Source organism: Halomicrobium zhouii, from assembly GCF_900114435.1.
GTDB classification, from domain to species: Archaea; Halobacteriota; Halobacteria; order Halobacteriales; family Haloarculaceae; genus Halomicrobium; species Halomicrobium zhouii.
Map to the genome: position 1 here is coordinate 68,858 of NZ_FOZK01000002.1, position 21,507 is coordinate 90,364.

The following is a 21,507-nucleotide window of genomic DNA, read 5'->3' on the forward strand; positions in this document are numbered from 1 at the left end:
CCTGGCGAATCCACCGGGGCATGTAAGTAGCCGCCTCGTACAACTACTCGCCATGGACGACGCGTCGCTCGAGGACCTGCTCCAGCGGTTCGGGTTCTCGGACAAGGAAGTGGACACGTATCTCACGATACTGGCGCTGGGGGAGGCGAAGGCGAGCACCATCGCCGACGACGCGGGGGTGTCGAAGCGGTACGTCTACAGCATCGCCGAGACGCTCGAAGACCGTGGATTCGTCGAGGTCAACGACCACGTCGTGCCGACGACCATCCGGGCCAACGAGCCGGAGGACGTCGTCGAGGCGCTGACGGGCGACCTCCAGGAGATGCGCCCAGCGCTGGAGTCGCGCTTCTCGCGGACGGCGCCGCGCTCGGAGAGCTTCGAGGTGGTCAAGTCCCGGGTCACCGTCCTCAAGCGCGTCGCGGAACTGGTCGACCGCGCCGAGGTGGAGGTGACGCTGGCCATCCCGTACCGGCTGCTCGACGAGGTGGCCGAGGAGTTGCGCGCGGCCGTCGACCGGGGCGTGCTGGTCGTCCTGATCGTCACCGACGTCGACCCGGCTGCGGACCTCGAACTCGACGGGCTGGCGTCGGTCGCCCGCGCCTGGGAACAGCCGATGCCGACGATGCTCACCGTCGACCAGCAGGCGGGTATCGTCGCCCCCGGCGAGATGCTCTCCCGCTCGGACAGCACCGCCCAGGCCATCGTCTTCGCCCAGGAGCAACTCGGCCCGGTCATCGTCGGCTCGTTCCTGGGGAACTACCTCCCGATGGCGGCGGAGGTGTACACCGCCGACCCGACCGGCCTCCCCGCCACGTTCCAGGACTTCCGCCACGCGGTGCTGGAGGCGACGCTGCACCTCCGGGCCAACGACGCGGTCCGCGCCCGCGTCACGGGCCGGTCGGTCAGCGACGACCTCGACGTCGCGGAACTGGAGGGCCAGGTCGTCGAGATTCGACAGGGGCTGCTCGAACCCGCGACCAACGACTTCCCCGTCGAGAACACGCTCTTCGTCGAGACCGACGAGGGCACCTTCAGCGTCGGCGGCCAGGGCGCCTTCGTCGAGGATTTCGAGGCCGACGCGGTCGAACTGCTGCCCAGCGAATAGGGCCTGGTCCCCACGGTGTCGGCGACCGCATCGCATAATTTCTTGGCAGTTGCTTTCGAAGCGTCGATGATGGAACCAATCGAGTGGGACCGCTCGTTCGAGGACAGCCGCGGCGCGCGGCTGTTCGCCTACGTCTTCCTCGGGTCGTTCTTCGGACTGGGTCTCCTCATCGCCATCTCGCTTGTCGTCGCACTCCCGCTCCTTGTCGGATCGCTGCTCGACGAGCCGGCGATGCTTGCGGTGGTCGCCCTGTTCGCGCTCGTCGGCGGACCGATGTCGCTGCTGTACCTCTGGCCGTTGTTGACCGACCCGGAGCAGCGTCAGGGGATTTGGGTATCCTCGTGGCCCGCTGCGCTCTCCAGGACTGGTGCGATAGCGGCCGCCATCCTCGGCGCGGCCGCTCACGTAATCACGGCCTGGGTGACCGGAATGGGCCCGGCACTCCTGCTCGCCGTCGGCGGACTGGTCGGAAGCCTGGGGATGAGCCTCTTCCTCAGCTCGGGCCGGATCGATCCCAACGCTCGGACGCTCACTATCCGACCGAACCACTGGGCCGAGCGGAGCGCGACGCGGACCGTCGACCTCGACGGGTGGACGAACCTTCGCCAGTATCGTATCGGCCCGGTCGTCGTCCTGTGGCCCTCCTACGCCAGCGGAAGCAGCGGACCGCGACCGCGCCTCCTGACGGTGCCGCCCCGGGTCGCCGACGCCGCAGCGCCGGTGTTCGAGGCGGCCATCGACGTTCCAGCCCCGGAGCGCGAGCGCGCCACCAACCCGACGGTGGGGGCCGTGCTCGTCGTCTTCGGGCTGGGAACCTTCGCGGTCGGCGCAGCGCTCTGGACGCTCGACGCCGTTCCCGCGGCGTTCCGGGCGTGGTTCGCTGCTTTCGCCGGCGTGTTCGGCTTCCTCTTCCTGGCCGCGGCGTGGCGTGAGCGGTGACGATCAGCGCCGCGATTCGTCGGCTGCCTCCCGGATCAACTCCGCCAACGTATCCCAGAACCCGTCCTCGTACTTCGTCGCCGCGTCGATGGTCGGCCGGGCATTGGTTTCGTTAACCACGGCGCGGTCGTCGGTGACGAGCAGGTCGACGCCGAGGTAGTCGATATCGAGGACGTCGGCGGTCCGTTCGGCCAGCCTCCGCAACTCGCCGTCGAGTGAGATGCCCTCGGCCGCGGCGCCGCGGTGGACGTTGTGCTTCCACTGGCCGTCGGCGACGGATTCCTCGGGCAGGCGACGCTCCACCGCCCCGACCACCTCGCCGTCGACGACCATCGCCCGGACGTCGCGGGCGTCGGGGAGGAACTCCTGGACGAGGAACGACCGATCCGCCGTCGCGCGGTAGTCGTGCACCAGGTCGAGGTAGTCGACGACGCCGAGAAAGGAGTCGAGGTCGTGGGCCTTGGCGATGCCCGTCCCCCGCGTCGTCGAGTTGGGCTTGACGACGACGGGCTCGTCGAAGCACCGGTAGGCCTCGGCTAACTTCCCCTCGCCGACGGGGTTCGACGCCATCACCGTCTCGGGAACCGGCACCTCTGCCGCGGAGAGTCGGGCGAGCACGTCGGCCTTGTTCCGCGACCGCAACACCGCCTCGCGGTCGTTGACCCACGGGACGTCGAGGTGAGCGTCGAGCACGCCGCCCTCCATAATCCGCGGCGGGAAGACGAACCCGACGTCGACGTCGGGGTAGGGCGAGTCGGTGAGATCGACCGTCCGCTCCGACGGCTGGACCGGGACCACCTCGATGCCCCGGTCGGCGAGTGGCTCGCCCATCCGCTCGTACGTCTCCTCCTGCGTCGCCACGGCGAGCCTGCGCATAACAGGTGGTTCGGCGCTTTCGACCTTAAACTGGCGCTCGGAGATGCGATTGTTCTCTGTCTGGGAGTCGACTTCGACACGGCCAACAACTCGAAAGCCCTCGGCGGGTTCTCTGGAGTCGGAATCGAGACCGCCAACAACCAGAAAGCCCTCGGCGGGCTCCGGTCCCGGGGCTTGCTGCGCGCCTCACTCCGTTCGGTGCTTGCTGCGCCCGGGTTCCCGGAGCCCGCCTCGCCCTTTCAGTCCGCCAGGAGAGCAAGCTCTCCTGAGCCTTGCGCTCACTCCGTTCGCGCAAGACACCAGGGACCGCACCGCAGCCCTGCCCTTCCCCTTCCACGCGAGCGAAGCGAGTGTGGGCTCGAAAGACGAGGTGTGCCGAGTCTTTCGGTGGGTCGCGCGATGAAACGCGCTCCCGGCCGTTCGGTGCGGTCAGGAAGCGTGTCGCGCCGCGAGGGTGGCGCGTCAGCGCCACCTCACCGCGAACGGCGCCAGCCGTGAGCAAGGCGCGACCGGGGAGGGGTGGTGGAGGCATTCGCGAGCGCGTGCCGAAGGCTGCGCGAGCAAGGCTGTGCCTGGTGGACTGAAAGGGCGAGGCTCGGTGAACGAAGCACGGACCCGCAAGCACCGGAACGTAGTGAGGAGCGCAGTGCGGTCCGCGCGAGTTCAGCGCGCCGAGGGCTTTCTGGATGTTGTAGGCGCCGGTACCGATTCAAGAGAGCGCGCCGAGGGCTTTCGAAGTGTTGGCGGTCTCGATTCGGACTCCAGAGAGCGCGCCGAGAACTCTCTACGCGGTTACAGTCTGTCTCACATCTCGTGGGCCCACCACTTACAGTTCTAACAATCCACATGACAACCATGGGCTACCACGTCGTCGACCCGGCCGAGTTAGACCCGGAACCGGACCGGCCCTCGGAGATGAAGTACGTCAGCGAGGCCGCCGACATGGACAACATCGGCCTGCGGACCTACCGCGTCGACCCCGGCGAGGAGATTCCCCTCTCCGGGCTGCACTACCACGACGAGCAGGAAGAGGTCTTCTACGTCGTCGAGGGGACCCTGTCCGTCGAGACGCCCGACGACCTGTACACGGTCGAGGCCGGGCAGTTCTTCGTCGCCGAGCCGGGGAGCGCCCACCGGGCGCACAACGCCGACGACGCGAGCGAGGCCGTTCGGGTCATCGGGATGGGCGCGCCGCCGGTCAGCGACGGGCACGCGTACGGGGAGTGACGTCGACGCCGCCACGACAGCGGCGCACCCGGCCACTTGTCACGCGCGAGCCCCAACGGCCGGCATGGGAAGCGACGGCCTCATCGAACTCGACCAGGAGTGCTGGCTGGCGTTCGCGAAGTACAACCTGTTGCTCACGACGGCCTTCGGCGTGCTCGCCGTCGTCGCGCGGGCGACGCAACCGGCCAACGGACTGCTGGTCGTCGAGAACGCCGCGTTCGCGCTCCTGTTCGGCGCCGTCCAGACCTATGCGTGGCTCTCGGCTTGAGTAGACGAACGGATCGGCATCGGCGGCGAACCGCCGCCTCAGTTTCGCTTCTGCCGAACTTCGGCCTGCTCGCGGATCTTGTCTTCACAGTTCGGGCACACGCGCGGGTGGTCCATTCCCTCGGGTGCGAACACTCGCACGTACGCCGACGTCACGGACGCCTCGCAGTTCTTGCAATTCGGCACACTGGATCAAGCAGGTAGAGGGGGATAATACTTCGTCCCGAATCGGGGCGCTCGACGGTAACCTATCGGACTCGAAGTACCGGAGTCCACACCACGGCTGGTGTGGAGAGAAGTTGACTCGGTTCGCCTACGCGATCAGCAGTTCCTCACCGCGTTCTGCGAACGCGGAGACGAATTTGCTGATTGACTTACGCAATCAGCAGTTCTTCTCCCCGTTCGACCTTGATCCGGCACGGGGGCGTGATCTTGTTGTAGGCGCGGCGGAAGGCCTCCTTGACCTCGTCGGCCTGGTCGACCTCGCAGTAGGCCGTGAAGAGGCGCTCGCCCTTGTCGATTCGGGCGGCGGTGCCGACGATCTTCCCGAAGGCCTGGCGCATGCCGTCGGAGACACGGTCCGCACCCGCACCGGTCGCCTGCTTGTTCTCGCGCAGGACCTGGTGGGGGAACTTCCGCAGCGTCATCTTGTAGTTGCCCTCGCCGAAGCTCTTGATGAGGTGGCGGTTGGCCGAGAGGCGCGAGGCCTCCAGCGAACCGTGGCGGAGCTGACACTCCTCCTCGACGACGAGGCTGATCTGGACCGGGTAGTCCTCGGCGTCGGCCTCCTTGTCTCCCATCTTGTGCTGTGCGATCTTGGAACCGGGGATCCCCGTGATGTACTCCCGTCGGGTGTACGCGGGCTTGTCGATCTCCCGGTACATCGAGGCTGGCTTGTCCGACATAGATACTCTTGGGAAGTACGAAGCCGAGCGAGCCTATTAACCCTTCGAACCCACCCAGCCGATGCGACGCTGTGACGCACCCCGGTCGCGCGTGACGCCGTGCCCCCTCACGGTCGTGGACGCGAATGCTAATGCGTCTGCGTGCGTACGTGTCACATGGATCTCTCGATCGACGACACCGGTGGGTCTGGCGGTACCGAAAACGACGGGACCTCCGTCGAGGCGGCGATCGGCGACGTCGCGTTCCTCACGCGGGCGGGACACCGCGTCAGCGCGCTCGTGGCACTGGCCGACCGCCCGCGAAGCAGGGCGGCCCTCCAGGAGTTGACCGGCGTCTCGGCGTCGACGATCGGACGAACGCTGGGCGAGTTCGAGCGACGACACTGGATCCAGCGGGACGGACACGAGTACGAGGCGACACAGCTGGGCGCGTTCGTCGCGGCGGCGATGCGGGAGGTGACGCGACAGCTAGCGACCGAGCGGAAGCTCCGGGACGCCTGGCAGTGGCTTCCGACGGCGGCCGACGGGTTCTCCGTCGAGATGTGTGCCGACGCGGTGGTGTCGGTCGCGGAAACAGCCGACCCGTATCGACCGGTGCGGCGGTTCGTTTCGTTGCTCGCCGAGACCGACCGCTTTCGGTTCGTCGGGTCCGACCTGGCTCTGATCGAGCCCTGCAAGGACGAGTTCCGACAGCGGGTCCTCGACGGCGTCCGGACGGAGATTATCGACCCACCGAGCGTCGCTCGACGGGTGCTCTCCGCCTACCCGGAGCACTGCGAAGCCCCCCTGAAGAGCGGTAATCTCACGGTTCGCGTGCACGACGACGTGCCGCCCTACGGACTCGCTCTCTTCGACGACCGGGTCGGAATCGTCGGATACAGTACCGACTCCGGGACGGTACAGGTACTGCTCGACACCGACGCGGCGCCGGCGCGAGAGTGGGCAGAAGCGACGTACGCGAGCTACCGGAGCGAGGCACGGCCGCTCCCGGTCACGCTGTCCGCGTAGCGGCAGTGGAGCCGTTTCGGCCGGGTCGCGGCCGTGAATCGCTTCCGGCACCGTCGGGCTGGTGTCGTCGTCTCGCCGTCGTCGCAGACGGCCCCTCCGCTCGCAATTCCTGCTCCCCTTTCACCGGCTGCAAGGCGACCAGCGACTGACAGAGTATCACTAGCTGCCTACATATCTGGGCCGAGTCGTACTCTCTCTTGCGGAGGGACGAACCCATGTCTGAGAATCCACAATCGGAAGCCGGCAGAACTGCCCTGCAAGTAGCGTGCGACACGGAGGTCTCCGGCTGTGTCTTCCGCATGCGGACCGAGGAAGACGACAGGGACCGGCTGCTCCAGATCACCCGCGATCACGTCGCCGAACAGCACGGGAAGGAGTACAGCCTCGAGGAGATCGACGAGCGACACGTGACCGAAGTCCCGGTGGAGACCGGCGGCGGGAGCTGAGCGTGAGCCTCGACCGGGCGACGGCTGACGGTCACGTCGTCGACCACGAGTATGGACGCGGGACGCGACTCGGCTCGCTCCTGATGGCGCTCGCCGGCGTCGCGTTCGTCGGCTACGGCGTCGTCTTCCTCGCCAGGACCTTCGTCGGCTCGGGCTTCGAACTCGGCGTCGCGACACTGAACGGAGTCACGCGGGCGGATCTGAACGCGATCGATCCGGCGATCGTCCACTACATCGACCACCTCCACGTCGCCACCGCGGCGTTCATCATCGCCACCGGCATCGCCGTCACGGGACTGGCGTGGTACGGCGTGCGGCGCGGGATGCTGTGGGCGTGGGCGACCGCCCTCCTCGCGGCAGTCGCGGGACTCGTCATCGCGCTCCCGATGCACTACATGGACCTGTTTGCCCACGACTGGGTATCACATCTCGGGCCCATCTACCTCGCGACCGTCGTGTTCGTCGTCGGGGCCGTCGCCGCCTATCGAGGTGTCCGAACCGACTCCCGTACCGCGGCGATCGACGGGGACGGCGAAGTGGAGTGACCACCGCGGTAAACTCCACGTTACTACCCTCCTTTTCCGTCCCGGGCCCGTACTGAGTTACATGAACATGCTCGTTGACGGCGAGTGGCGCACGGACGCCGGAGCGTACACCAACGAGGACGGCGAGTTCGAGCGCCAGGAGACGTCGTTCCGCGATTTCGTCGAGGACGACCCCGACGCACGGTTCCAGCCGGAGGCCGGCCGATACCACCTCTACGTCTCCTACGCGTGCCCGTGGGCCCACCGGACGCTCGTGACGCGCGCGCTGAAGGGGCTGGAGGAGGCTATCTCCGTCGACGTCGTCGACCCCTATCGGGACGAGGACGGCTGGCAGTTCACGCCCGAAAAGGAGGGATGCACCGAGGACACCATCCACGGGAGTGACTACCTCCGCGAGGTGTACCAGCAGGCCGATCCCGAGATGACCGGGCGCGTCACCGTCCCGGTCCTCTGGGACAAAGCGGAGGAGACCATCGTCAACAACGAGTCCGCGGAGATCATGCGGATGCTCGATACTGCGTTCGGCGACATCGCGACGCAGGACGTCGACCTGTATCCCGAAGGTTACCAGGACGACGTCGACCACATCATCGACGATATCTACGGGCCGATCAACAACGGCGTCTACCGCACCGGCTTCGCGAACTCCCAGGAAGCCTACGACGAGGCGGTCCACGAGCTGTTCGACGCGCTCGACCACTGGGACGACGTGCTCGACGACCAGCGCTACCTCGCCGGCGACCGCCTGACGGAGGCCGACGTCGCGATGTTCACCACGCTGGTGCGCTTCGACGAGGTGTACCACACCCACTTCATGTGCAATCACCAGCTGATCCGCGAGTACGACAACCTCTGGCCGTACCTGCGTGACCTCTACCAGACCCAGGGCGTCGCCGACACCGTCGACATGGACCACATCAAAGAACACTACTACACCACGCACCCGGACGTCAGCCCCAAGCGCATCGTCCCGATGGGGCCCGACCCGGATTTCACCCAACCCCACGAACGCAACGAACTCCCCGGCGGTCCGCCGGAGGACCTGCTGCCGCTTGCCTGATCGGCAGGAGGCCCCCTGCGGTTGGTTCGATAGCACACCGCACACGGTCACGGATCGATTCTCGCTCAGTCTTTATGCCGGGCCCTGACAAGTAGTGGCCAATCAGATGGTGCGAGGACGCCTTCGTCGGGAAAACCGGGGAGTCAGCCCCGTCATCAGTGTCGTGTTGCTCGTCGCGATAACCGTGATACTCGCGGCGACGGCGGGCTACGTGGTGTTCGGGCTGGCCGACGAGACGAAGGCAGTGGCGCCCCAGCCCGCTATCACTGCCACGTACGACCGAACCACGGACGGCGACGGGCAGGCCCTGGAACTCGTGTTCGAGGGAGGCGACACACTCGAAGAGAAGAACGTCTACTTCGTGCTGCAAGATGCGGTGGCAGTCAATCCTTCGGGGTCGGACTCGGCAGCCGAGATCGATGGTAATCAGATCGACGCTCAGATCGGGTCGGAGATCGCTGCGGGAGCCACGATGACGATCGATGCGGACGCGACGACGGTGGATACAACTTCGTCCCCGAGCGAGAAACTCGACCTGAGCGACGCCACGCTCCGCCTCGTCTGGGACCCCGCGTCCGCCGACATCCAGGAGACCGAAACGATCTGGCGCTGGTCGGATAGCTGATCCACGGAGCGCCCCTGCCGTGGGCGGTCCGCCAGGCTGACGTGACCCGGCATCGACGGGAGGACAACGAAGCGATGTCTCCCGACCAGAATCGCCGACCCGTCCGGGCCGCACTCGCCGCGGGCGTCTGCTTCGGGCTGGCCTACCTCGTCGCCGTCCCACTGTTGCGTCCCGAGCAGGTCGGCCTGGCGACGGACGTCTACTTCCTCGCCGCCGAGCGGGCCCTCGCTGGCGACAGTCCGTACCTCGTCGCGCCGCCGGGCCGCCCGGGCTACGAGTTCGTCTACCAGCCCGTCGTGGTGCTGGCGTTCGTCCCACACGCGCTCACCGGCAGTCCACTCGGCGCATACCTCTTCCAGACCGCGCTGAACCTCCTGTCGGCCGGCGCCATCGCGGTCCTGCTGGTACGATACGTCGAGCGCTCGGGGGCCGATTTCGACCGCCTCGACCGCGCCCTCGTCGCGGGCTTCGTTCTCGCCTCGGTCCACTCGATTTCGGTCTTCGTCATGGGCCAGGTGAACCTCCAGCTGGCGCTCGCCGTCGCCGCTGGTGGGATCTTGCTCGACCGCGACAGCCAGGCGTGGGCCGGCGCCGCCTTCGCCGCCGCGGCGACGGTGAAGCTGTTCCCCGCCGCCGTCGGGCTGTGGCTCCTCCGGCGTCGGGCCTGGCGCGCGGTCGCGGCCGCCGTCGTCACCGGTACGGCGCTCCTCCTCGCCGGCGTCCTCGTCTTCGGCCCGTCGCTGTTCCAGACCTACCTCACCGAGGTGCTCGCCGGCGAATCGCACACTGCGGAGTTCGCCGGGGGGCTGGACCCGTCGACGATGTACGTCACGGTCCGCCGCCCGCTCGCCGCGCTGTTCCCCGCGACAGACCCGGCGCTCCTCACCCTGGCCGCACTTGCCCTGCTCGTTCCAGTGGTCGTCGCCGCGTCGTGGGACGTCTCCACCCGCCGCGGGCGCCTGGTCGCTCTCCTGGCGACGCTACTGGGTGCCATGCTCCTCCTCCCGCTGGAGCCCTTTTACTTCTCGCTGCTGTACTATCCACTCGTCCCGCTGCTGTACCTCCTGGACCCTGGCCGCGTTCGCGGCGTGTTCGCCGCCGGGACGGTCCTGCTGTCGGCGGTGATAAGCTACCCGGCCGTCGAGGGACTGCTCGCTCTCGCGCCGGTGTCTCGAGGGCTTTCGACGACGCTCGCGGCTATCACCCGGGAGATCTTCCGATTCGCGCAACCGCCACTGGTCGGTTCGCTGCTGTTACTCGCCGGCTGCGTGCTCTTGCAGTACCAGTGGGCGACGGAGGACGTCTCGATGGAGCAGGCCGACCCCCGCGTCGAGTAGGCCACCTGTATCGTCTCTCCACTAGCGAGTCTGCGGAATGGAACTACTGTGTCGCTCAGTCAGAGCTACGACTGCCACTAGAGCGCTCAACAACAGCCCGAAAGCCCCCTCCTGCTCGGGTCGGGGGCCCACGACTGCGCTCCTCGCCTCCGGCTGCGGTGCCCTCAGCGGAGCTGAGGACTACGCGAGAGCGAAGCTCTCGCGGTCGCTTGTCGGGGCCGCCTTCCCCGAGCAGTCGGCCCCTTTCATTCCCACCCACTTCGGCTGGCTCGCGAGGAGAAACGGGTGGGAATGAAAGGGGCGGCTGGCTCCGGGAACCCCGGCGAAGCGAGCACGCGAACGAAGTGAGCGCGCAGCGAGCCGCGGGACCGGAGCCAGCCGGGGCTTTCCTTTCTCGGTGGCTGTATCGATAGCTGTCCAGTATCCAGTGAGGAACACAGTCGTTCTATCCGTCACGAAGGGACAACGCAGCAACAATATCCAGGACGACGTCGCCACTGCTCGGGCGGGTCAGAAAAATCCGAAAATCAGTCTATGCCGATACGCCTGCGGAAATCACCGACTTACAGTCGAGTCAGGTTCGTGGCACGCGGACCCTTGTCCGCCTGCTCGATGTCGAACTCGACTTCCGTCCCTTCCTCGAGATCCGGGCCGCCCACGTCTTCCATGTGGAAGAAAACGTCGTCGTCCGCGTCCTCAGTATCGATGAAACCGTAACCGCCTGTGTCGTTGAAGAAGTCAACCTTGCCTTCTGCCATTGCGAATCAACTGAGGAGGGCATCACGGATAACCCTTCCGAGAGAGGCGGTACCACGGCGGTAGGTGGTCACTACGGCCCTGTCTCACCAGTGTACGGCCCCGTCTCCCACCGATTCGCCCCCGCGTCGGCCGGTCCCGTCCGGCGATCAGTCGGGGCCGTAGGTTTTTGGTCGCTGGCTGCCACGTCGAGACGATGACCGACGACGCGGCGTGGGTAGGCGCTCACTACTGCGGCGACGAGTGGCTGGCGGTGGCCTTCGACGCCGACGGCTACGACCACGCCGACGTCTTCGACGGCGTCGGCGACTGCTGGCTCCGGTACCAGGAGGTGGCCGACTTGCTGCTCGTCGACGTCCCCGTGGGCCTCCCCGAGGAGGGGGGCCGGGAGTGCGACCGACTCGCTCGACGCGCGCTGGGCCCGCTGGCGTCGGCCGTCGTCTCGCCGCCGGTCCCCGACGCGGTCCGCAAGCGCCGCCACGGCGTCGCCAGTAGCGTCCACGAGCGCCAGACGGGCGAGCCCCTCTCCGAGCGGGCCTTCGCGATGAGCGACGAGATTGCGGTGCTCCGGGACGTGCTGCGGGAGTTTCCGAGCGCCCCCGACGTGATCGCCGAGTCGAACCCGGAGCTGTGCTACCGCGCCATCGCCGGCGCGCCGCTGGAACGCGACCCGCCCACTGCGGGGGGCTACGCGGAACGGATGCGGACGCTCGCGTCGCTCGACCGGGACGCCCCGCCGGCCATCCAGGCCGCCGCCGAGGCGGTCGCCGGCCACGACGTCGCCGTGAGAGACGTCCTCGACGCGATGGCGCTCGCGTACTCGGCCTGGCCGGGCAGCGGCGATAGCTACTCGCTCCCCCCGGACCCGCCCAGCGACGCCGAGGGATATCCCGTGCGCCTGGTCTACCGCACCGACGGGCCGCTCGACGTCGCCTGAGCGAGACGGACGCGGCTATCTGCCCCTCCTTGGTCCGTTCCCGTTGCCACCGGGTCGGTTCCCGTTGCCACCGGGCCCGTTTCCGTTCGCGTGGTCGGGAGGGCCCCGTTGCTCGCCCCGGCCGGCACCGTTGCCGTTACCGCGGCCGAGGCCCCGGCCTGGGCGGTCGTCGCGCTCGAAGAAACTTCCGCGGTCGTCCTCGAGTTCCTCGCGTATCTCCTCGATCCGTTCGCGGAGTTCCTCGATCTCCTCCCGGAGTTCCGCCGGTCCATCGCCGGCCGCGTCGGCGATCGCCGCCTGACGCTCCTGTATCTCTTCGCGTAACGCCTGGATCTGCTCGCGTTTCTCCTCGAGAAGCTCTTGGGCTTCCTCGTCGTCTACGTCGTCGTCATCATCGTCGTCTTCGTCGTCGCGCTCGTCGTCTACGTCGTCGTCGCGCTCGTCGTTGTCGCCGTCGCGTTCCTCGGTTTCCTCCGGTTCTTCCGTCTCCTCTGTCTCTTCCGTCTGTTCGGTCTCCTCGGTCTCGTCTGGCTCCTCGGTCTCGTCCGTGTCTCGCTCGGGGGATTCAGTCTCCGTGTCGGTCCTCGTGGACTCCGTCTCTGTCGCCCCGTCGCCGTCGTCCTGCTGTGCGTCGTCGACGCTGACGCCGGAGAGGTCGCCGTCCGGGCCGGCGACCCCGAGGGGTTCGTCGAGGGCGAGCGCGAACCGGTCCAGGTCGTCGTCGTCGCCGCTGAGGAACTGCCAGTCGGCGACGTCGCCCGCATAGTGTTCCTCGTAGAGCGTCGCCTGCTCGTTGTACGAGGGATCGATCACGAGCGCGCTCGCGTCGTCGAGGTAACCCAGGACCCCGCCGTCGGTCGCCTCGCCGGACCAAGTCCAGTCGATCCGGTGGTGGTCGCCGTCGACGTCCCAGTTGTCGAAGTTGGAGGCCGCGCGCTCGCCGGTCTCGCGGTCCCAGTACTGGTCGTCCCGGACCAGCCAGTCGGCGTCCGCCGCGTCGACGGCGACGTCCCAGGTCACCGATCCGCCGCCGCCCGACTCACCGTCGGCCGATCCGCCGTTGCCCGACTCGCTGCCGTCCGACGTCGTCGTGGCCTTGCCGTGGACGGTCACGAGGCTCAGGCCCTCGGAGCCGTCGTAGAGAAACGTGATGGTCGTCGACTCCTGCTGGATCCCCCGGGTGCCGGCGGACTCGTAGTACGGACCGCCCGCGACGTCGTGGACGCCCACGCCCTCGTACTGGTCCGGCAGCCGGTAGCTGTACAGTTCCTCGACCGGCCGGTCGCCGGTCAGCGGCTCGACGGCGACCGTCTGGTCGGCCTGGCTGATCCGGTACGATCCGTCGTCCTCCTGGGCGGCGACGGCGCCCGTCACGCCGCCGGCCGCGAGGAGCGTGCCGAGCGCCTGGAGCGTCGAGCGGCGCGACGGCGACTGCGAGTCGTCTGACCGCTGGTCTGCTGGCATAGCTGCCCGGACAATGCCGTCACGTCTGTTTTGTTATGGTGAGGAAATTCGGGGTAAGTCGCCGTTTCGACGGGAACGGTACTCGGTCGAGTCGTGGGCCCGCCATCGAGTCGATGCCTTCGGGCGGTTCGTCCCGCTGCAGACACTTGCCAGTGGTCGGGGATGGACGACGGTGGGAGTGCGTCGGTGAGAAGCGCTGGAGGGGTAGCGATGTGACGTGCCAGCGTCGACAGAACAGCGTCGTTACGCTCGGGTTCGCAACTCGATGACGCCGTCGTCCGTGACGACGACGTCGTAACAGAGGTACTCGAAGGACAGCGCCTTCGCGGACTCACCGCCTGCCTGGAAGAAGCTGTTCAGGACGTCGGGGTCGATACTGTCTCGTAGCGGCGGCAGCGAGGCTGGGTCGGTCCCGAGCTCGTCCGCGATGGTGGTCAGGACCAGCGTCCCGAACTCGTCGTCGTCAGACGCGGAGGCGTCGATGACGACGTCGATACCACGGTCGGTGTGTGAGTTGTCCATGGGCGTGCTCATCTGTCGGGGTGTTCGCGTCGACGCCGGCACGCGAGACGCCGCCCGGGGTCGCGTCGCCACTCTCGCTGGGCAACGCTTATTGACTCCGGGGGAGAAGGACAGCATGTCCTACCAGGCGTCCTTCTCCGCGCACTTGTCTCTCTAGCACTGCGCCTATCCCGTCACTCGGTTATTAGTCTTATTCTGTAAACATGACACCAGTTCTGACTGTAAACGGATAGATCCGACTCCCTCGCTCGATTTCGGCGACTCGTATAACGTCTCCAGAATGTGTAATACGGGATGAACGATTTGCAGTCGCCGGGGCAACGCTCCGACGGTTGAAACCGGTATACAGGGTCGGAAAGCGGGCAGATTGCCGGAATCGGTGTTCCCCAGCCGACGAGCGCTCGCGCCGACCTTCGACGGCGAAACGCTCGCGCGCGCTCAGGAGAGGTGCGGGATAATCTCCCGCTGGAGGTACGCGAGGTACTCCTCGGCGCTCAGGTCGCGGGGTCGGTACAGTTCGACGTAGCCGCTCCGGGCGGCCGTGACCTTGACCTCGTCGCCGTCGTCGGTGTAGGTCAGCCCGAGCTGGTTCAGGCTGGATCCCGCCAGCAGGTCCTCGAGGTCGTGGCTCTCCCGGAGGTCGGTGCCGTGGAGGACGCCGCTGACGCCGTCTGCCTCGGTCCCCGAGAACCCTGCCTTCCAGGGCGCGGCGTCCCCGTGGCGCTCGAAGAAGGCGTCGAGGTCGAGTTCGCCCCGACCGATGGACGTGTTCGTGTCCTGGCCGATGAGGTCGAAAGCGAACGTCCCCTTGCTCGACCCGGCGACGACGAACTCGCCAGGGACGCCCACGAACTGCGTGTGACGAGTAGCTGTCTGGGGTTCGGCGACGACGCTGACGCCGTCGTCGGCGATGCGGGCCGACTCGCGTTCGCGGCGGTACTCGCGGGCCGCCCGTCCCGCGAAGGCCGTGTCGCCGGAGGGGAGCGAGAAGACGCGCTCGACGTCGAGCGCCCGGCGCAGTTCCTGACCGCCCTCCTCGACCGTCTCCGAGAACGAATCGACTACGTTGAACGAACCGTCGACGACCCCGATGACGCCTGCTTGCATGTAGCCGCCCATATCACCAGGCCCCGTTTGAGGGTTTCGCGTTCCGGCGGCGGGTCCGACGCCAACCGGACGCTAACCGGACTAGCGACGACGCCGTCGCTCTCGACGAAGCTCTCGTTCCTGAGTGGTCCTGGCTCAGCCGGGCCGCGACCCGCTCGCTACAGGTCACGCGGCACGCGTATCTCCTCGTCGGTGACGGTACTGACGGCCTCGAAGGGAACGCGGATGTCGTCCTCGCCGGCGTCGCCGTACCCGAACCCCTCGAGCCACGCCTCGCCGATGTCGGGCTCGGGGTCGACGTAGGCGACGTTCGCGTCCGCGTCGACTTCGGTGACGATGCCGATCTGTTCGTCATCGGCGTCGACGAGGAACTTCCCTTCGTCGTCGCTCGACAGTGTTGCCATTGCACCACCGACTAGTCGTTCGAGCGACAAAACCCCTCGTCCGAACCGGGGGCGGGAGCGTCTCCTTCGAGGGTCCGCGAGTTGATTCCCTCGACTGCGGGCGTCACGTCGACGAGTTCCCTCGTGGAAACCCGTCTGGGAGCGCTGACCGATGGGGAGAGTGAACCGGTTTCGTCGGTACGCCGGGCTTACGTTCGGCGCCAGTCAGTTGCCGGGTCGTCGCCGTTCCGGTCTATCGGCCTGGGTGCGTGCGCGGAGGACGAACGATCGCCAGGAAATCGGGGTTTCAGCGGTGTGAACGCCGTCCCTGGACGGCGCTGCGTCGGCGAGCGGAGGGGCCAGCCGTTCACAGTTGCCTACCGTGAAATAGCGACTCGTTAGCTCTGCGTCCCGGCCTCGCTGCCAAAGTTATACGAAATAGTACATTTACTGGTGCCGACCCTGAATAGTCAAACACCGGACTCAAAAGCCGGACGGCAGGTACTTCCGGCTTTCCCGAGGGAGGATGCTACTAACAAAAGCAATCGAGTTCCTGTCAGTATCTGCGATGGTAGAATCCAACGTGACACGACGGCGAGTGCTACAGGGAGCCGGCGCGATCGGCGTCGCGAGCCTCGGGAGTACGGTCATCTCGGCACAGGAAGGCGGCGGAGGCGGCGACCAGGGCGCCGCCATCCGGGTCGCGCACCTCTCTCCCGACGCACCGAACGTCGACGTCCGGCTGACCAGCCAGGACGGCGGCGCCGCGGCGGGCGTCGGGAACGAGACGGCGGGCAACGACACCGGCATGGGCGGCGAGAACGAGACCAACGAGACCGGTGGCGGGGCCGGCGACGGCGAGACCGAAATCAGCGGCCTCGGGTTCCGGGACGTGAGCAGTTACACCGAGGTCGATCCGGGGACCTACCAGGTCGAGATCGTCCCCGCCTCCGGTGGTATCCAGGGGTTCATCGAGGACATCTTCGGCGGCGGCGACGGCGAGGAGACGGTGCTGTTCGAGGGCGAAGTCGACGTCGAGGAGGGGACGACCTACACCGTCGTCGCCTTCGGGGAAGTCGCCCGCGGCCCCATCCCGGCGGAAGCCGGTGGTATGGAGGGCGCCGCGGCCGGGAACGAGACCGGCGGGGTCGGTGGCACCGAGACAGACGGCGTGGGGACGAACGAGACCGACGCCACCGGCCTGAACGAGACCGGCGGCAACGAAACGGGCGGCGCCGGCACGAACGAGACGGACGGTACCGGGGCCGGCGGTGCGACAGCCGGTGGCGAGGCGCTGGTCGAGGAACTCGCCTTCGGCCAGTCGCAGACGCTCGAACTGGATGCAGGCGAATACACGCTCGCGTTCGAGGCGGTGAGCGCTGGCGGGGCCGAGGACGTTCTCGGCGGGACCGAAGACGACACCGGCGGCGTCAACGAGACGGACGGCGTGGGTCTGAACGAGACGGACGGGACCGAAACCGACGGCGTCGCCGGCGACACCGAAACCGGTCAGGAGTCGAACCGCGGCTTCCAGGTCCAGGTCCTCGAAGACGACGTCAGCGACCCGGGCGAGGGGACCGCCCGCGTGCGCGTCTTCCACGCCGTTCCCGACGTCGACGCGGTGAGCATCTCCCAGGTGTCCGACGGCGGGACTCCCACCGGTGGCGGTGCCGGCGGGAACGAGACCGACGGCGGCGTCGCCGGCACCGAAACAGGCGCTGGCAACGAGTCCGACGGCATGGGTGGCGCCGGCGCGGGCCAGAACGAGACCGGCGGTGCTGGCGCGAACGAGACCGACGTCGGTGCCGGTGGCGGCGCGGCCCAGCAACCGGGCGTTCGTCGTGCTACCGTCTCGCTCGATGGCAACACGGTCTACAGTGGCTTCGCGACGGGGTACTTCGACACGCAGGCCGCCGCCACCGCCGGCGGCCAGGGCGCGGGCAACGAGACGGTCGGCGACAACGAGACCGTCGGGGACAACGCCACCGGCGTCGGAAACGAGACCGGCGTCGGGAACGAGACCGGCAACGCGACCGCCGGTGGCGACGGCGAACAGGTCGCCGAAGACGCCTCCGACGCGGAGTTCGAACTCGTCACCGTCGAGACGGCACAGGACGGCGAACGCGCCGACGGCGGCACGGACGGCATCTTCGACCTGGCGCCGCCGGCCGGCGACTAGACGGCCCGGCGAGCCCGAAGCGAGGCGGCGTCGCGCTCCCGTATTTTTGCGCGACGGATACCGCGCTGGACGGTGCTGCGTTCGACGGCGAGAGGCGACCGCGCTCTCCCGGCGGAAACTGCGCTCCCTCGCGGAAACCGCTATCCCTGTCCGACCATCCGGTCCTCGTCCTCCCACAGCTCGGCGCGGAGTTCGTACTTCTGGACCTTCCCCGTCGCCGTCGTCGGGAGCGCCTCGACGAACGTGACGCTCCTGACGGCCTTGTAGCTCGCGAGCGCCTCGCGCGTGTACTCTACCAGGTCCGACTCGAGGGCGTCCGGGTCGTCGACGTCGTCGTCGGGGACGACGAAGGCCTGCGGCGTCTCGCCCCACTCGTCGCTCGGGGCGGGGACGACTGCGACGTCGGAGACGGCCTCGTGGTCGAACAGCGCGTCCTCCAGTTCGATGGAGGAGATGTTCTCGCCGCCGGAGATGATGATGTCCTTCTTCCGGTCCTGGATGGCGATCATCCCGTGCTCGTCGACCGTAGCCAGGTCGCCCGTGTGGTAGTACCCCTCGATCCGTTCAGAGAACGCCGCCTCGGTCGCCTCGGGCTTGTTCCAGTACCCCTCCATCACCTGGTTGCCGCGGACGACCACCTCGCCGATGGTCGCGTCGTCCCGCGGGACGTCCTCGCCGTCCTCGTCGACGACGCGGACGTCCGTGCCGAGGTAGCCCAGCCCCTGTCGTTTCTTGATCGCGAACCGGTCGGCGCTGTCGTCGTCGAAGTGTCGCCGGGCGTCGGAGGTGGTGATGAGCGGCCCCGTCTCCGTGGCGCCGTAGACGTGCGTGAGGTACCAGCCGAACTCCTCCTCGACCGTCCGGATGGTCGCCTCGGGGGGCGCGCTACCGGCCGTCGCGATGCGCACGTCGTTGGCGCCGGTCGTCGCGGGGTCCTCCGTATCGTAGTGGTCGACCAGCCTGTTCAGCACCGTCGGCGCGCCACAGAGGTACGAGACGTCCTCTTCGACGACGGTGTCGAAGATCCACCCCGCGTCGACGCCGCGGCTACAGACGTGGGTCGCGCCCATCCCGGTGACGGCGTAGATGTGGCCCCACCCGTTGACGTGGAACATCGGCAGCGTCCACAGGTAGACGTCGTCGTCGGCGATCTCCTGGTGGATCGAGACCAGGTAGGCGTGGAGCGTCTCGGTCCGGTGGGTCCGCATCACTCCCTTCGGGTCGCCGGTCGTCCCCGAGGTGTAGTTGATCGTGATGACGTCGTCCTCGGACATCTCCGGCCGTTCGACGTCGGGGTCGACGCCCTCGATGATCTCGTCGAACGCCTCCCACTCACCGTCGACCGCGTCGGCGTCGTTCGTTACGAACGTCGACGTCGGGACGTCCTCGCGGATCGCCTCGATCTTCTCGGCGTACGCGTGGTCGGCGTAGATGGCGTCCACGCCGGCGTCCTCGAGGATGTACGCGAAGTCCTCCGACGTCAGTCGGTAGTTGAGCGGCGTGTGGACCGCGCCGAGCTGCATCGACCCGTAGGCGGCCTCCAGGTGGTAGTGGGTGTTGGGGTCGAGCACGGCCACCCGATCCCCCTTCTCGACGCCGCGGTCGCGTAGCACCGCCGAGAACCGGTCGACCCGGTCGCCGAACTCGTCGTAGGTGAACCGTTCCCCCGTCGTCGCGACGACGGCCTCCTCCTCGCCGTAGTGGCGCCGGGCCCGGTCCAGGAAGTCCGTTACGAGCAGTGGTTTGTGCATAGGTAGCTCGTCACGTGAAAACTAACTCGCCCGGATCACATAAATCGGATGTTCGATGATGAACGTTTTCGCGACGGTCGGCGCCGGCCGGCCGGGGTGGGATACAAGGCCCTGTAGCCCGACGATCAGGTATGGAACTCGAAGAGGACGCGACTGGCCGAGACCGCCTCGCTCGCATGCTCGCCGCCGCCGGCCTGACTGTCGCCGCCGCCGCGCTGTTCCGCCGCGGCAAGCGGATCACGGGCGCCCTCGCGGGCATCGGCGCGCTCGCGCTGGGGTACCAGGCGACGACCGACACGCTGGAGACGGAGCCGACGGCGAGTCCGTCGAGGCCCGCCACGAGCAGTGCCCTGGTGTGTGCGATCTGTGGCGAACCGATCGTCCCCGGTCAGGCCCGCGGCCCCGACGAGAACGACGACATCGTCCACGTCGAGTGTCGCGAAGCGACCGCGGAGACCGCCGACTGACGCTCGACTTTCGGTTCACGATTGTTCTGGACGCCCGGGTGGGCGCGTACTCCCGATGTGCACGGCTGTCCGACCTGGCCCGGCCCGAGTCACCTCGGTCGCTCGGACCATTCCGTCGCCGAGACCACGAAACGGGACGCGAGCCGTCCGATACGCGTCAGGTGGGTGAACACGATGCGGCGCGGGCTTCCGGGACGACACGGACTGGTATCCGGTGAACTGTGGCGCTCCCGCCGAATGCGAGCCACATCCGCTCCGGCGCAGTGATCAGGAGACCTGTTTCTGCTCCCTGTACGTCGCTTCCCCTCCGTCCCAGTGGACCACGGTCTCGATGGTCACGGTGCCGCCGTTCCGCTCGATCTTCGCACCGCCCACGTACCCGACGTCTATCTGCTCGGTCCGCCTCGTCGACTCGTCCGACGCGAGCGTCCCGATCGCCGCCTCACCCTGCCAGACGCTGTCCTGACCCGCGTACACGGTCGTCGTGACCGAGATGTTCTCCCGTGGATTCCCGCCGTTGTTCGTGAGCGAGACAGTCACGTCACGACAGGTCTTCCCGCAGTTCTCGATCTTCTGTACGTCGATCGTGAACGGTCGCTCGCCCCCGCCTGACGAGTCATCGTCGCTTGCTGCCGCCTCGCCGTGTTCCGTCGTCTGCGCCGGCGTCGTCTGAGCGTCACCTGCCCCCCCGAGCGGTCCCTGGCCGAGCGCGAGCATTCCCCCGATGACCAGGACGGTGACGACGAGGCCCAGCGCCACGAGCGTCGTACTCGCTCTGCGTGACGTCTCCCGACCCGGTTTCGATCCTGTCATGACCGCCCGTTCTCGGCTGTGAAGGATGCCTATTGGCCACCTAAAGGCAGGGACTGGACGCCCGGCAGAACAGTTTATCCTCTCACATCGACAACTAGTCGTATGGTTCGAACAGCAGCCGTCGCGCTGGGTGTCGCCGGCGGAGTCGTCGCTGCCGCCGCCACCTGGACGCTCTACCAGCGGTTCACGACCGAAACGGTTCCGTACACGGTCGTCGGCCGCGTCGACGACGTCGAACTCCGGCGCTACCCGCCCGCTGTCGTCGCCGAAACGGTGGCTGACACCAGGAACGACGCGTTCCGCCGCCTGTTCCGGTACATCACCGGTGCCAACGAGGGCAGTTCGACCGTCGCGATGACGGCACCGGTCGCCGTTTCGGACCGGGGCACGCAGGTCGAGATGACCAGTCCCGTTCAGGTGGCAGAACGGGGGCGGGAGGTCCCGACGACGACGCCCGTCGAAACCGATGCGAACCGGGACCGGGACGAGGTCCGAATGGCGTTCTACCTTCCCCCCGAGTACGACCTCGACACCGCACCGAGGCCGACCGACGACGACGTCGATCTTCGTCCCGTTCCGGAGCGAACGCTCGCTGTCCGTCGATTCTCCTGGCGGCCAACCGACCGCCGCGTCGCTGCCCAGCGCCGACGCCTCCTCGAAACACTCGACCACGCACGGATCCCCACCACGGGCGACCCGTTTTCGATGGGATACGACGCTCCCTGGACGCTTCCGTTCCTCCGGCGCAACGAGGTCGCCGTCGCGATCGAAGCGAACGGGGGGTGACG

Annotated in this window: 24 protein-coding genes; 14 read left to right on the plus strand and 10 right to left on the minus strand. The window is 67.6% G+C overall.

From position 1 onward, the window contains the following. Window positions 1-52: 52 nt before the first annotated feature. Window positions 53-1,105, plus strand: a complete 1,053-nt coding sequence (locus BM337_RS07850) for a TrmB family transcriptional regulator (RefSeq protein ID WP_089815744.1) — start codon at window positions 53-55, stop codon at window positions 1,103-1,105. Between the two features lie 66 nt (window positions 1,106-1,171). Next, the gene (locus BM337_RS07855) at window positions 1,172-2,044 is read left to right on the plus strand and encodes a hypothetical protein (RefSeq protein ID WP_143117658.1); all 873 of its coding nucleotides are present in this window, start codon (window positions 1,172-1,174) and stop codon (window positions 2,042-2,044) included. Window positions 2,045-2,047: 3 nt separating this feature from the next. Here the strand turns inward: BM337_RS07855 and BM337_RS07860 are convergent, their stop codons facing one another. After that, a complete protein-coding gene (locus BM337_RS07860; protein WP_089815748.1) occupies window positions 2,048-2,920 on the minus strand; it encodes an ATP-grasp domain-containing protein in 873 nt (290 codons plus the stop codon). Window positions 2,921-3,775: 855 nt separating this feature from the next. On the opposite strand from BM337_RS07860, the gene BM337_RS07865 reads away from it, so the two are divergent. Both BM337_RS07865 and BM337_RS07870 read left to right on the plus strand, forming a co-directional pair. Next, a complete protein-coding gene (locus tag BM337_RS07865) occupies window positions 3,776-4,147 on the plus strand; it encodes a cupin domain-containing protein (RefSeq protein WP_089815750.1) in 372 nt (123 codons plus the stop codon). A gap of 64 nt (window positions 4,148-4,211) precedes the next feature. Further along, window positions 4,212-4,415 (plus strand): hypothetical protein, encoded by a 204-nt coding sequence (locus tag BM337_RS07870; protein WP_089815751.1) that lies wholly within the window; start codon window positions 4,212-4,214, stop codon window positions 4,413-4,415. Window positions 4,416-4,453: 38 nt separating this feature from the next. Here BM337_RS07870 and BM337_RS21960 read toward each other — a convergent pair whose 3' ends face one another. Next, on the minus strand, window positions 4,454-4,600 hold the full coding sequence (locus tag BM337_RS21960; RefSeq protein WP_449271694.1) for a DUF7563 family protein: 147 nt from the start codon (window positions 4,598-4,600) through the stop codon (window positions 4,454-4,456). A gap of 188 nt (window positions 4,601-4,788) precedes the next feature. Then, window positions 4,789-5,319: a 50S ribosomal protein L16 gene (locus BM337_RS07875; RefSeq protein WP_089815754.1), complete on the minus strand. Its 531-nt coding sequence runs from the start codon at window positions 5,317-5,319 to the stop codon at window positions 4,789-4,791. Window positions 5,320-5,475: 156 nt separating this feature from the next. Here BM337_RS07875 and BM337_RS07880 point away from each other — a divergent pair, with 156 nt between their 5' ends. The 6 genes from BM337_RS07880 to BM337_RS07905 all read left to right on the plus strand — a co-directional run bounded on the left by BM337_RS07880 (window position 5,476) and on the right by BM337_RS07905 (window position 10,340). Then, window positions 5,476-6,327, plus strand: a complete 852-nt coding sequence (locus BM337_RS07880) for a helix-turn-helix transcriptional regulator (protein WP_218155533.1) — start codon at window positions 5,476-5,478, stop codon at window positions 6,325-6,327. 215 nt (window positions 6,328-6,542) lie between these two features. Next, window positions 6,543-6,773, plus strand: a complete 231-nt coding sequence (locus BM337_RS07885; protein ID WP_089815756.1) for a hypothetical protein — start codon at window positions 6,543-6,545, stop codon at window positions 6,771-6,773. 2 nt (window positions 6,774-6,775) lie between these two features. After that, window positions 6,776-7,318 carry a hypothetical protein gene (locus tag BM337_RS07890; protein WP_089815758.1) on the plus strand — a complete coding sequence of 181 codons (543 nt, stop codon included), beginning with the start codon at window positions 6,776-6,778 and terminating at the stop codon, window positions 7,316-7,318. Window positions 7,319-7,379: 61 nt separating this feature from the next. Continuing rightward, window positions 7,380-8,378 (plus strand): glutathione S-transferase family protein, encoded by a 999-nt coding sequence (locus BM337_RS07895; protein ID WP_089815760.1) that lies wholly within the window; start codon window positions 7,380-7,382, stop codon window positions 8,376-8,378. 106 nt (window positions 8,379-8,484) lie between these two features. Next, the gene (locus BM337_RS07900; protein ID WP_089815761.1) at window positions 8,485-9,003 is read left to right on the plus strand and encodes a type IV pilin domain-containing protein; all 519 of its coding nucleotides are present in this window, start codon (window positions 8,485-8,487) and stop codon (window positions 9,001-9,003) included. A gap of 74 nt (window positions 9,004-9,077) precedes the next feature. Further along, entirely contained in the window at window positions 9,078-10,340 is a 1,263-nt protein-coding gene (locus BM337_RS07905) for a glycosyltransferase family 87 protein (RefSeq protein ID WP_089815763.1), read from the plus strand. Between the two features lie 563 nt (window positions 10,341-10,903). Here the strand turns inward: BM337_RS07905 and BM337_RS07910 are convergent. Beyond that, window positions 10,904-11,098 carry a cold-shock protein gene (locus tag BM337_RS07910; RefSeq protein ID WP_089815765.1) on the minus strand — a complete coding sequence of 65 codons (195 nt, stop codon included), beginning with the start codon at window positions 11,096-11,098 and terminating at the stop codon, window positions 10,904-10,906. A gap of 194 nt (window positions 11,099-11,292) precedes the next feature. On the opposite strand from BM337_RS07910, the gene BM337_RS07915 reads away from it, so the two are divergent. Beyond that, complete coding sequence (locus BM337_RS07915) at window positions 11,293-12,033, plus strand: DUF429 domain-containing protein (RefSeq protein WP_089815767.1); 741 nt, start codon at window positions 11,293-11,295, stop codon at window positions 12,031-12,033. A gap of 15 nt (window positions 12,034-12,048) precedes the next feature. Here BM337_RS07915 and BM337_RS21050 read toward each other — a convergent pair whose 3' ends face one another. The 4 genes from BM337_RS21050 to BM337_RS07935 form a co-directional block, all read right to left on the minus strand. Then, window positions 12,049-13,497, minus strand: a complete 1,449-nt coding sequence (locus BM337_RS21050) for a hypothetical protein (RefSeq protein ID WP_089815769.1) — start codon at window positions 13,495-13,497, stop codon at window positions 12,049-12,051. A gap of 243 nt (window positions 13,498-13,740) precedes the next feature. Further along, window positions 13,741-14,031 carry a HalOD1 output domain-containing protein gene (locus BM337_RS07925; protein WP_177227340.1) on the minus strand — a complete coding sequence of 97 codons (291 nt, stop codon included), beginning with the start codon at window positions 14,029-14,031 and terminating at the stop codon, window positions 13,741-13,743. 426 nt (window positions 14,032-14,457) lie between these two features. Then, window positions 14,458-15,126, minus strand: coding sequence for a hypothetical protein (locus BM337_RS07930; RefSeq protein WP_143117659.1), 669 nt, complete (start codon window positions 15,124-15,126; stop codon window positions 14,458-14,460). Window positions 15,127-15,284: 158 nt separating this feature from the next. Beyond that, window positions 15,285-15,530 carry a hypothetical protein gene (locus tag BM337_RS07935; RefSeq protein WP_089815773.1) on the minus strand — a complete coding sequence of 82 codons (246 nt, stop codon included), beginning with the start codon at window positions 15,528-15,530 and terminating at the stop codon, window positions 15,285-15,287. Between the two features lie 547 nt (window positions 15,531-16,077). On the opposite strand from BM337_RS07935, the gene BM337_RS07940 reads away from it, so the two are divergent. Next, window positions 16,078-17,688 (plus strand): DUF4397 domain-containing protein, encoded by a 1,611-nt coding sequence (locus BM337_RS07940; RefSeq protein WP_143117660.1) that lies wholly within the window; start codon window positions 16,078-16,080, stop codon window positions 17,686-17,688. A gap of 140 nt (window positions 17,689-17,828) precedes the next feature. Here BM337_RS07940 and BM337_RS07945 read toward each other — a convergent pair whose 3' ends face one another. Beyond that, window positions 17,829-19,439: a long-chain-fatty-acid--CoA ligase gene (locus BM337_RS07945; protein ID WP_089815777.1), complete on the minus strand. Its 1,611-nt coding sequence runs from the start codon at window positions 19,437-19,439 to the stop codon at window positions 17,829-17,831. 131 nt (window positions 19,440-19,570) lie between these two features. On the opposite strand from BM337_RS07945, the gene BM337_RS07950 reads away from it, so the two are divergent. Further along, window positions 19,571-19,906, plus strand: coding sequence for an LIM domain-containing protein (locus BM337_RS07950; protein ID WP_089815779.1), 336 nt, complete (start codon window positions 19,571-19,573; stop codon window positions 19,904-19,906). 267 nt (window positions 19,907-20,173) lie between these two features. On the opposite strand, the gene BM337_RS07955 is transcribed toward BM337_RS07950, so the two are convergent. Further along, entirely contained in the window at window positions 20,174-20,719 is a 546-nt protein-coding gene (locus tag BM337_RS07955; protein WP_143117661.1) for a COG1361 family protein, read from the minus strand. Window positions 20,720-20,821: 102 nt separating this feature from the next. Here BM337_RS07955 and BM337_RS07960 point away from each other — a divergent pair, with 102 nt between their 5' ends. Continuing rightward, window positions 20,822-21,505 (plus strand): SOUL family heme-binding protein, encoded by a 684-nt coding sequence (locus BM337_RS07960; RefSeq protein ID WP_089815783.1) that lies wholly within the window; start codon window positions 20,822-20,824, stop codon window positions 21,503-21,505. Window positions 21,506-21,507 lie beyond the last annotated feature (2 nt).